Origin of the sequence: Actinomadura sp. NPDC048032 (genome assembly GCF_040653175.1) — a bacterium.
Lineage (GTDB): Bacteria > Actinomycetota > Actinomycetes > Streptosporangiales > Streptosporangiaceae > Spirillospora > Spirillospora verrucosospora.
Genome location: NZ_JBEZJP010000343.1, coordinates 1 through 9274, shown reverse-complemented (window position 1 = coordinate 9274; position 9274 = coordinate 1). Strand labels below are relative to the sequence as shown.

Sequence of the window (9274 nt, the reverse complement as noted above, 5' to 3'; positions counted from 1 at the left end):
CCAGCGCGCCCTGCACGTCGACGCCCGTCGGGACGCCGAGCCGCTCGAACGTCGCGACCAGCACCTCGGTGGGGGAGTTGCCCGCCCCCGCCTGGCTGAGGCGCCCGCCGGAGCCCCTGCTGGTCCGGCTGGCCGCCCACCGCGTCGACCGGACGCTCTCGGCCCGGCGGGCGCGGCGCCGGGCCGCCTAGGCGACGGACGAGTAGGCGACGACGCCGCGGCGCATGGCGTCCATGGCGCGGCGGGCGGTCTTGCGGATGTGGCTGTTGGCGGGCGCGGCGTCGGTGACCTGGCCGAGAAGGTCGAGGAGCTGCTTGACGGCCCGCACGAAGTCGCCCGCGGTGAGGTCGCTCTCCATCAGCACCTCGTCGAGATCGTCGCCCTTGGCCCACCGGTAGGCCGTCCACGCGAAGCCGAGGTCGGGCTCGCGCAGGAACGAGACGCGGTTGTCGCGCTCGACGCCCTCCAGCACGCCCCAGAGCCGCACCATGGACGCCAGCGCGTCCTGAGCCGGGCCGGGGGGCGTGCGGGGAGGCGTCGCGTCGTCGGGCTGCCGCGACTCGTAGACGAGGGCGGACACGCACGCGGCCAGCTCGGCCGGGCCGAGCTTCTCCCACAGGCCCTCGCGCAGGCTCTCGGCGGTGAGCAGGTCCAGCTCGTTGTAGATGCGGCCGAGGCGGCGGCCGTCGGCGGTGACGGAGTCGCCGTCGAGGTAGCCGAGCTGCTGCAGGACGGCGCAGACGCGGTCGAAGGTGCGGGCGATGACCTGGGAGCGGCCCTCGACGCGGCGCCGGAGCTGCTCGGTCTCGCGCTCCAGGCGGTGGTAGCGCTCGGCCCAGCGGGCGTGGTCCTCGCGCTTGTCGCAGCCGTGCACCGGGTGCGCGCGCAGGTCGGCGCGCAGCCGGACGATCTCGGCGTCGTCGGTGGTGGGCGAGTCGCCGCGCGAGCGTTTGCGCTCGCGCGCGTCGTCGGGGACCTTGTTGCGCAGCGTGGACGCCAGGTCGCGCCGGTCCTGGGGGTTGCGGGGGCTGAAGGACTTCGGGATGCGGATCCGCTCGACGGGCTCCACCGCGCGCGGGAAGTCCTGGATCGACAGGCGCTGCACGGACCGGTTCACGGTCAGCACGAGCGGCGCGGGCCCGTCGGAGCGGCGGCCGACGCCGGGGTCCAGGACGACGGCCAGGCCCGAGCGTCGCCCGGACGGGACGAGGATGACGTCGCCCGGCCGCAGCCGCTCCAGGGACCGGGCGGCCTCGGCGCGGCGGGCCCCGGCCCGCTCGCGCGACAGCTCGGACTCGCGGTCCGACAGCCGCCGCCGCATCGCGGAGTACTCCATGAAGTCGCCGAGATGGCACTCGGCGGCCTTGGCGTAGCCCTGGAGGGCCTCCTCGTTCTTGTGCACCTGCCGGGCCAGGCCGACGACGGCGCGGTCGGCCTGGAACTGCGCGAACGACTCCTCCAGGAGCGTGCGGGCCCGCTCGACGCCGACGGCGCCGACCAGGTTCACGGCCATGTTGTAGGACGGCCGGAAGCTGGAGTTCAGGGGGTAGGTGCGGGTGCCGGCCAGCCCCGCGACGGACGCGGGCTCGACGTTCGGGCCCCACACGACCACGGCGTGGCCCTCGACGTCGATGCCGCGCCGCCCGGCGCGCCCGGTGAGCTGGGTGTACTCGCCCGGGGTGAGGTCGACGTGGGCCTCGCCGTTCCACTTGTCCAGCTTCTCGATCACCACGGTGCGGGCCGGCATGTTGATGCCGAGCGCGAGCGTCTCGGTCGCGAACACGGCCTTGATCAGCCCGCGGGTGAACAGCTCCTCGACGATCTCCTTGAAGGTGGGGAGCATCCCGGCGTGGTGGGCGGCGACGCCGCGCTCCAGGGCCGCCAGGAAGTCGCCGTAGCCGAGGATCCGCAGGTCCTCCGGCGCGATGTCGGCGGTGCGCAGCTCGGCGTGCGCGCGGATCTCCTCGGCCTCCTCCCGGGAGGTCAGCCGGATCCCGGCGTGCAGGCACTGCAGGACCGCGGCGTCGCAGCCGGCGCGGCTGAAGATGAACGTGATCGCCGGGAGCAGCCCGGCGCGCTCCAGCCGCTCGATCACGTCGGGCCGGGCGGGCGGCCGGAACCGCTGCGGGCGCGCGGCCCGGCGGCGGCCGGTGCGGCGGCCCTGGTTGACCTTGGCGCGCCGGACCTCCTCCACCGCCATCCGCGTCAGCTGCGGGTTCAGCCTGGCCTGCCGGTCCCCGCCCCGGCCGGTGTCGACGAACAGGTCGTACAGCCGCGTCCCGACCAGCATGTGCTGGAACAGCGGGACGGGGCGGTGCTCGTCCACGATCACCGCGGTGTCGCCGCGGACCTCGTGCAGCCACTCGCCGAACTCCTCGGCGTTGCTGACGGTCGCCGACAGCGCCACGATCCGCACCGAGTCCGGAACGTGGATGATCACCTCTTCCCAGACGGCGCCGCGGAACCGGTCGGCGAGGTAGTGCACCTCGTCCATCACGACGAACGCCAGCCCGGCGAGGGTCTGGGAGCCCGCGTACAGCATGTTCCGCAGGACCTCGGTCGTCATGACCACGATCGGGGCCTCGCCGTTGACGCTGTTGTCGCCGGTCAGGAGGCCCACCTTCTCCGGGCCGTACCGGCGGACGAGGTCGGCGTACTTCTGGTTCGACAACGCCTTGATCGGCGTCGTGTAGAAGCACTTGGTGCCGCCGGTCAGGGCGAGGTGGACCGCGAACTCCCCCACCACCGTCTTCCCGGAACCGGTGGGGGCGGCGACCAGCACGCCGCTGCCCTCCTCCAGGGCCTGGCACGCCTCCAGCTGGAACGCGTCGAGCTCGAAGTCGTACAGCGTCCGGAAGTCCAGCAGGGCCGGGCCGTGCCCGGCGGTGCGCCGGCGGTAGGCGGCGTAGCGCTGGGCCGGGCTCTGTCCGGCCGACGTGGTGTCGGGGGTGGTCATACCTTCGAGCCTACGGTTTCGACAGGCCCGATACCCAATCAGCGGGCCCGGTCGCCCTTCTCCAGCTCCGCGTCGATCGACTCGAGGTCGAGGGGCGAGACCTCGTCGTCGGACAGGCCCGCGTACGGGTCGGGCCGGCGGGCCCGCCTGCGGTCGTTGAGGAAGGCCAGCAGCGCGGCGATCTCGAACAGCAGGACGGTCGGCAGCGCGAGCGCGAGCATCGTGAACGGGTCGGCGCTCGGCGTGGCGACCGCCGCGAAGACGAAGATCCCGAACAGGATCAGCCGCTGGGACCGGCGGATCCGCGACGAGCTCAGCACGCCCGCCATGTTCAGGACGACGACGAACAGCGGGAGCTCGAACGTCAGCCCGAACACCAGCAGCATCGTCAGCACGTAGCTGAGGTAGCTGTCGACCGTGATCAGGGGCTTGACGTCGTCGGCGACGAACCCCAGGAAGATCGCCAGGCCCTTGTCGACCGTCAGGTACGCCAGGGCGGTGCCGACGAAGAAGAGGGGGACGGCGGCGCCGAGGAACACGTACGTCCAGCGCCGCTCCCGCTGGTACAGGCCGGGCGCCACGAACGCCCACATCTGGTACAGCCAGAACGGCGACGAGATGACCCCGCCGATGATGCAGGAGATCTTCAGCTTCAGGAAGAACGAGGAGAAGATCCCGTTGACGAACAGGGAGCACTGGTCCTTGTCGACCACGTGGGACTGGGGCAGGGAGCAGTACGGCTGCTTGAGGAAGTCCCAGACCGGGTCGAACAGCAGCCAGCCGACGATCGCGCCCACCGCGAAGGCCAGCACGGCCTTGATCAGCCTGTTCCGCAGCTCACGGAGGTGGTCCATGAGGGGCATGCGGCCGTCGGGGGCGGCGGCGTCGCGCCTGTTCAGCTTCATCGTCGGCATTCGGTTCGGGGGTGGCGGGTCGGGGCGGGGGCCGGATCAGGCCTTGCGCGCCTGACCGGGGTCCGACACCGGCACGCCCTGGATCGGCTCGCCGGAGCCCAGCACGCCGCGGGAGCGCTGCCCGCCCTCGGCCGCCGCGGCCTCGCGCTCCAGCCGTGCCGCCTCCTCGCGCAGCCGCGCCGCCTTGTCGCGCGCGTCCTCGCCCTGCGAGGACGGCATGGTCTTGGCGGGCCGGTCGGCCGGCGCGTCGTCATCGTCCTCGCGCAGGCCCTTGGTCTCGGCCTTCAGGATGCGCGCCGACTTGCCCAGCGAACGGGCGAGCTGGGGCAGCTTCGCCGACCCGAAGATCAGGACGACGACCAGCAGGATGATGAGCAGTTCGGGGGTCCCGATGTTCGGCATGTGCAAGTCCTTCTTCGACGGGTGACACTCAGGACGATCGTACGCCGTCCCGGGGCGGTTGTGGCGACCGATCGTCCTCGAGCCGGGAGAGTTCACCGCTCAGCGCCGACCGTTCCGGCTCCAGCCGGCGCCTGGTGCGCTCCAGTTCACGTCCGAAACGCCGCACGCCGAGCCACACCTTGAACGCGCACCAGGCGAGCACGGCCAGCCCGGCGAACCCGAGCGACACCGACACCGAAACCCACGCCACGCCCGCCACGCTATCCGATCCGCTCACGCCAGGCCGTACCGGGCCAGAGCCCGCGACGCGTCCTCCCGCACCCCGGCCGCGATCGCCTCCGGGGCCACGACGCGGCCCTGGTCGCCGAGCCGCAGCGCCAGGCCCCGCACCCAGCGGGCGTCAGGGGTGCGCAGGACGACCCGGAGCCGCCCCTCCCCCAGTTCCTCCACGCTCTCGCACGGGTAGTAGTCGGCCACCCACCGGCCGCGCGGGGACAGCTCCAGGGTGACCGCCTCGTCCTGCGGCGAGGGGCGGAACAGGCCGGCGTCCACGTCGATCGGCTCCGCGTCGTCCGGCACCTCGGCGGGCACGTCCAGCACCGACAGGTCGGCGATCCGGTCCAGCTTGAACAGCCGCACCCCCTCCGCCCGGCGGCACCAGCCCTCCAGGTAGGTGGTGCCCTCCACGACCAGCAGCCGCATCGGGTCGACGTCGCGCTCGGTGTTCTCGTCGCGCGCCGGGACGTAGTAGGTCAGGTGGACGCGGCGGCCCGCCGCGATCGCCTCGCGCAGCACGCCGACCGCGGTGCGGGCCGAGTCGGCCGAACCGCCGCGGGCGTCCACCTCCACGGAGACCTTGCTGGACACCGCCGCGGCCGCGCCCGCCGCGCCCTCCAGCTTGGCGATCACGCGGCTGAGCGCGTCCCGGTCGTGCAGCTCGGGGATCTCGGCCAGCATCCGCAGCGCCACCAGCAGCGCGCTCGCCTCGTCCACCTTCAGCCGCAGCGGCCGGGCGATCGACTCCGCCTCCGCCACCGTGATCTCCCCGCCCTCGTAGGACAGGTCGATCGGGCAGTAGGGGTCGGGCGCGCGCAGCTCCACGCACCACAGCAGGTTCAGATCGTCGATCAGCTGCTTCTCGGTCACCCCGAACGCGGCCGCGGCCTCGCCGAGCGCGACCGAGTCGCGGTTGACCACGTAGGGCACGAGCGCCAGCAGGCGCGCGAGCCGGTCGGTGGACGTCGTCGCCGCCTTGGCCGCCGTCTTCGCCGTCATCGGCCGCTCATCTCCCCATGCTCGCCGTGCGCCGCCGGGTGCGCGCCGGCCGCGGCCAGCACCGACTTCAGGTGCTGGATGACCGCCTCGCGCAGGTCGGGCGGGTCGAGGACCACCAGGTCGTCGGCGAACCGCGCGAGGTAGGGCGCGAACCGGTCGACGTCCCGGAAGGTCAGGACCGCCTCGTCCCACTCCCCGTCCCAGCCCGGCGCGTCGGCCGGGCGGACGTCCCGGGCCCACCGCCGCGGGCCCTGCGCCGCTCCGCGCCGCAGGCGGACGACCGCCGGGCGGGGCTCGCCGAGCGGCTCGCTCCAGTCGAACGCGATGCGCCGAACGTCAACGCCGTCCGGGACGGTCACCGACCCGGGCGGGCCGTCCGTCGCGACGTCGCCGACGATGCGGCTCAGCCGGAACACCCGCTGCTCGTCGCGGTCGCGGTCGAACCCGACCACGTACCAGCGGCCCCGCCGGCTCACCACGCCCCAGGGGTCGAGGTGGCGGCGGGCCACCGAGGTGCGCCCGATGCCCTGGTAGTCGAAGGCGACCGGGCGGCCGTCGCGCACCGCCTCCCACAGGGCGGGGAAGGACGGGTCCTGGGTGTTGACCCGGGGCTCGATGCCCGTCGCGGCGGCCACGTCGGTCTCCACCCCGGCCGCGCGCAGCTTCAGCAGCGCGCCCGACGCCGCCTCGGCCATGCTGGCGCGCTGCCACACCCGCGCCGCCAGGCCCAGCACCGCCGCCTCGTCCGGGCTCAGGTGGATGTCGGGCAGCTCGTAGGCCTGCGGGGGGATCCGGTAGCCGATCTCCTCACCGCCGCCGCCCTGCTGGTCGCTGCCGACCTCCAGCGGGACGCCGAGCTCGCGCAGCTCCTCCTTGTCCCGCTCGAACATGCGCTTGAACGCCTCGTCGGAGTCGGGGTAGCCGGGCACCGCCCGGCGGATCTGCTCGGCCGTCAGATAGCGCCGGGTGGCGAGCAGGCAGACCACCAGGTTCAGCAGCCGTTCGGTCTTGCGCCGCGACACTTCGCCACCACCTCGTTCCCTCCGTGAGCCCCGAACCCCGGCGGCGTGCCGATCGTCCCCACGTGCCGTCGTGCAGGACGCTACCGTTTCCCGGTGTGATCCGATGGCGCAAAGGCACAGTCGAGGACATCCGCCGCGAATGGCCGGGGGCGGTCGAGCTGGACGTCTCGATCGGGGGCGAGGGGACGCACCGGGCCCTGGCCTATCCCGCCCTGGTGGGAAGGCCCGAACCGGGCGACACCGTCCTGCTCAACACTACGGCCTTGGCGATGGGTCTCGGCACCGGCGGGTACGCCATGGTCGTCGCGGTCCCCGACCGGCTCCCGCCCGACCCTGAGGGGCCGGGCCACCTGGTCAAGGCCCGCTACACCCCGCTGCAGGCCACCGTCCTCGGCGCCGACGAGCAGGACTCGCCCCACCACGCGGCCCTGCGCGACGCCGACTCGCTGGACGGGATGCCCGTCGTCGTCGCCGACCTGCACTCCGCGCTGCCGCCGATCCTGGCCGCCCTGCTGGCCGGGCGCCCGGACGCCCGGGTCGTCTACGTGATGCCGGACGGCGGGGCGCTGCCGTCGTGGTTCTCCATGTCGATCGCCCGGCTGAAGGACGCCGGGGCCCTCGCCGCGACCGTCACCGTGGGGCAGGCGTTCGGCGGCGACCTGGAGGCCGTCACCGTCCACACCGGCCTGCTGGCCGCGCGCCTCGTCCTGGAGGCCGACGCGGTGGTCCTCGCCCAGGGCCCCGGGAACCTGGGCACGGGCACCAGGTGGGGCTTCTCGGGCGTCTCGGCGGGTGAGGCCGTCAACGCCGCGTCCGTGCTGGGCGGCCGGCCGGTGGGGTCGCTGCGGGTCAGCGAGGGCGACAGGCGCGAGCGGCACATCGGCGTCTCGCACCACTCCGTGACCGCCTACGGGCGCGTGGCGCTGGCCCGCGCCGACATCCCCGTCCCCGAGCTCGGCGGCCACTTCGGAGCCCGCGTCGCCGCCGACGCCGCGCCGCTGGGCGACCGGCACCGGCTCGTCCCCGTCCCCGTGGACGGCCTCCACGAGGTCCTCAGCGCCGCCGAGAAGGACTGGGGCGTCCGGCTGTCGACCATGGGGCGCCGGCTGGACGAGGACCTCCCCTACTTCCTGGCGGCCGCCGCCGCGGGCCGCCACACGGCCGCCCTGCTCGGCTGACCCCTAGGGCGCCGCGGGCCCGGCGCCGGCCGGCTCGGCTCCGGCGCCCGCGGCCTCCTCGGCGGTGTAGGACGACGTGAACGTGAACGCCCGCGGCGAGGGGCCGCCGGCGCGCAGCAGCGCGAGGCGCTCCAGGGCCTCGCCGACGCTCGGGATGTGGCCCGCCGGCACCCACCACAGCACGAGATGCGCGTCCACGTGCCGCTGGAACCACTCGCGGCGGCGCCGCATCGTCTCCAGATGGGCGCTGCGGTAGACGAAGTCCCACAGCGCCTCCGCCGACTCCCACACCGAGAAGTTGACGATGACGTCCTCGCCGGCGGGGCGCATCCCGGTGGCGTCGGCCTCCCCCTCCTCCACCAGACGCCAGACGAACCCCGGCGTCCCGTCGGCGAGCGCGTTGACCGGCTCCAGCAGGGCGACGAAGTCCGCCATGCGCGGGTCGCCGAGGGGGAAGCGGAGCGTGGCGGTGTTGAACTGCGCGAGGTGGTACCGGGTCCGTGTGCTCATGGGCTCACCCCACCACGCCCGCCACTTCTATGTCAATGCTCATTGTTTTTAGAAGGACGGGCCGCGACGCAGCACCACCCGGGCCGGGGATCCATCCGGACCCGGACCCGCGAGCCCTCCACCAGGCCTTCGAGCAGCGCCAGGTTCATCCCGCAGACGAGCGGCGGGAACTGCTCGGCGACGGCGTGGAAGGGGCAGTTGCGCATGCGCAGGACGGCGCCGTCGTCGTCCATGACCGGTTCGTAGCCGCGGTCGGCCAGCACGGCCGCGAGATCGTCCAGGCCGGAGAAGGGGGCGCCCCGGTCCCGCAGCGCCCTGCCCCTGCGGCGGGCCGCGTCCTGCAGTTCCATGTCGAGACCGGCCGTCTCCGCCGCCTCGGCCAGCAGGCCCGCCGCCGTCCGGTAGTCGCGGGCGGGCAGCGACACGTCCCGCTCCGCCGCCGAGCGCCGGTACACCTTCGCCGGGCGCCCCGCCCCGGGCCCCGACCGCCCCGTCAGCCGCTTGCTCCCGGCCTCCAGGAGCCCGGCGTCGACCAGCTTGTCCAGGTGGAACGCCGCCAGGGTACGCGCGACGCCGGCCGCCTCGGCGGCCTCACCGCGCCCCACCTCCCGGCCCTGCGCCGCGACGAACTCGTACAGCCGCCGCCGCACCGGATCCTGCAGCAGCGCGATCGCGTCGATGTCCTCCATCCCGCCATTCTAAGAACGACGGGCACTCGACTTAGAGACCCCGGCTCAGTGCGCGCCCAGGAGGTCCACGACGAAGACCAGCGTGTCGTCGCCCCTGATGCCGAACTGCGCCAGCCCCTTCGCCCCGTACCCGAGGGCCGGAGGCACCACCAGCAGCACCCGGCTGCCCACCTTCTGGCCCACCAGGCCCTGGTCCCAGCCCTTCATCACCTGGCCGGTCCCGATCATCGCCTGACGTCGTGCGCGACCGGCTCTCCAAACCCGTCCGCGACCTGCTCTACGAGGCGCTGCGCGAGGCCGCCGCGCGCGGGGAGATCCGGCCCGAGGC

General features: G+C 73.9%; 11 protein-coding genes. 2 read left to right on the top strand and 9 right to left on the bottom strand.

The window, feature by feature from the left end:
- Nucleotides 1-191, top strand: a 191-nt coding sequence (locus AB0C69_RS31905) for a hypothetical protein (protein WP_360358698.1), incomplete at its 5' end; no start/stop codon positions are given.
- Here the strand turns inward: AB0C69_RS31905 and AB0C69_RS31900 are convergent.
- From AB0C69_RS31900 to AB0C69_RS31875, 6 genes are read right to left on the bottom strand one after another with little or no spacing between them, the layout of a single operon-like run.
- Nucleotides 188-2956, bottom strand: a complete 2769-nt coding sequence (locus AB0C69_RS31900; protein WP_360358697.1) for a DEAD/DEAH box helicase — start codon at nucleotides 2954-2956, stop codon at nucleotides 188-190. The two genes, AB0C69_RS31905 and AB0C69_RS31900, sit on opposite strands and share 4 nt — an antisense overlap.
- 38 nt (nucleotides 2957-2994) lie before the next feature.
- Nucleotides 2995-3861, bottom strand: coding sequence for a twin-arginine translocase subunit TatC (gene tatC, locus AB0C69_RS31895; RefSeq protein WP_345183005.1), 867 nt, complete (start codon nucleotides 3859-3861; stop codon nucleotides 2995-2997).
- A gap of 45 nt (nucleotides 3862-3906) precedes the next feature.
- Nucleotides 3907-4272 (bottom strand): twin-arginine translocase TatA/TatE family subunit, encoded by a 366-nt coding sequence (tatA, locus tag AB0C69_RS31890; RefSeq protein ID WP_360358696.1) that lies wholly within the window; start codon nucleotides 4270-4272, stop codon nucleotides 3907-3909.
- A 28-nt stretch (nucleotides 4273-4300) separates the two neighbouring features.
- On the bottom strand, nucleotides 4301-4522 hold the full coding sequence (locus AB0C69_RS31885; RefSeq protein WP_360358695.1) for a hypothetical protein: 222 nt from the start codon (nucleotides 4520-4522) through the stop codon (nucleotides 4301-4303).
- A 23-nt stretch (nucleotides 4523-4545) separates the two neighbouring features.
- Entirely contained in the window at nucleotides 4546-5547 is a 1002-nt protein-coding gene (locus AB0C69_RS31880) for a WYL domain-containing protein (protein WP_345183001.1), read from the bottom strand.
- Nucleotides 5544-6569 (bottom strand): WYL domain-containing protein, encoded by a 1026-nt coding sequence (locus AB0C69_RS31875; protein ID WP_345183000.1) that lies wholly within the window; start codon nucleotides 6567-6569, stop codon nucleotides 5544-5546. The genes AB0C69_RS31880 and AB0C69_RS31875 overlap by 4 nt, the downstream gene beginning before the upstream one ends.
- A gap of 95 nt (nucleotides 6570-6664) precedes the next feature.
- Here AB0C69_RS31875 and AB0C69_RS31870 point away from each other — a divergent pair, with 95 nt between their 5' ends.
- The gene (locus tag AB0C69_RS31870; protein WP_353834839.1) at nucleotides 6665-7747 is read left to right on the top strand and encodes a DUF3866 family protein; all 1083 of its coding nucleotides are present in this window, start codon (nucleotides 6665-6667) and stop codon (nucleotides 7745-7747) included.
- Nucleotides 7748-7750: 3 nt separating this feature from the next.
- Here the strand turns inward: AB0C69_RS31870 and AB0C69_RS31865 are convergent, their stop codons facing one another.
- Genes AB0C69_RS31865 through AB0C69_RS31855 form a run of 3 tightly spaced genes read right to left on the bottom strand, consistent with a single transcriptional unit; the run spans nucleotide 7751 to nucleotide 9174 of the window.
- Nucleotides 7751-8257: a DUF3291 domain-containing protein gene (locus AB0C69_RS31865; protein ID WP_360358694.1), complete on the bottom strand. Its 507-nt coding sequence runs from the start codon at nucleotides 8255-8257 to the stop codon at nucleotides 7751-7753.
- 32 nt (nucleotides 8258-8289) lie between these two features.
- Nucleotides 8290-8946, bottom strand: a complete 657-nt coding sequence (locus AB0C69_RS31860) for a helix-turn-helix domain-containing protein (RefSeq protein ID WP_360358693.1) — start codon at nucleotides 8944-8946, stop codon at nucleotides 8290-8292.
- 45 nt (nucleotides 8947-8991) lie between these two features.
- Nucleotides 8992-9174, bottom strand: coding sequence for an FKBP-type peptidyl-prolyl cis-trans isomerase (locus AB0C69_RS31855; RefSeq protein WP_360358692.1), 183 nt, complete (start codon nucleotides 9172-9174; stop codon nucleotides 8992-8994).
- Nucleotides 9175-9274 lie beyond the last annotated feature (100 nt).

Excerpts from the sequence above, each read along its gene's own strand:
- AB0C69_RS31865 (WP_360358694.1), bottom strand. The coding sequence starts at position 8,257 with ATGAGCACACGGACCCGGTACCACCTCGCGCAGTTCAACACCGCCACG.
- tatA (WP_360358696.1), bottom strand. The coding sequence starts at position 4,272 with ATGCCGAACATCGGGACCCCCGAACTGCTCATCATCCTGCTGGTCGTC.
- AB0C69_RS31860 (WP_360358693.1), bottom strand. The coding sequence starts at position 8,946 with ATGGAGGACATCGACGCGATCGCGCTGCTGCAGGATCCGGTGCGGCGG.
- AB0C69_RS31900 (WP_360358697.1), bottom strand. The coding sequence starts at position 2,956 with ATGACCACCCCCGACACCACGTCGGCCGGACAGAGCCCGGCCCAGCGC.
- tatC (WP_345183005.1), bottom strand. The coding sequence starts at position 3,861 with ATGAAGCTGAACAGGCGCGACGCCGCCGCCCCCGACGGCCGCATGCCC.
- AB0C69_RS31855 (WP_360358692.1), bottom strand. The coding sequence starts at position 9,174 with ATGATCGGGACCGGCCAGGTGATGAAGGGCTGGGACCAGGGCCTGGTG.
- AB0C69_RS31880 (WP_345183001.1), bottom strand. The coding sequence starts at position 5,547 with ATGACGGCGAAGACGGCGGCCAAGGCGGCGACGACGTCCACCGACCGG.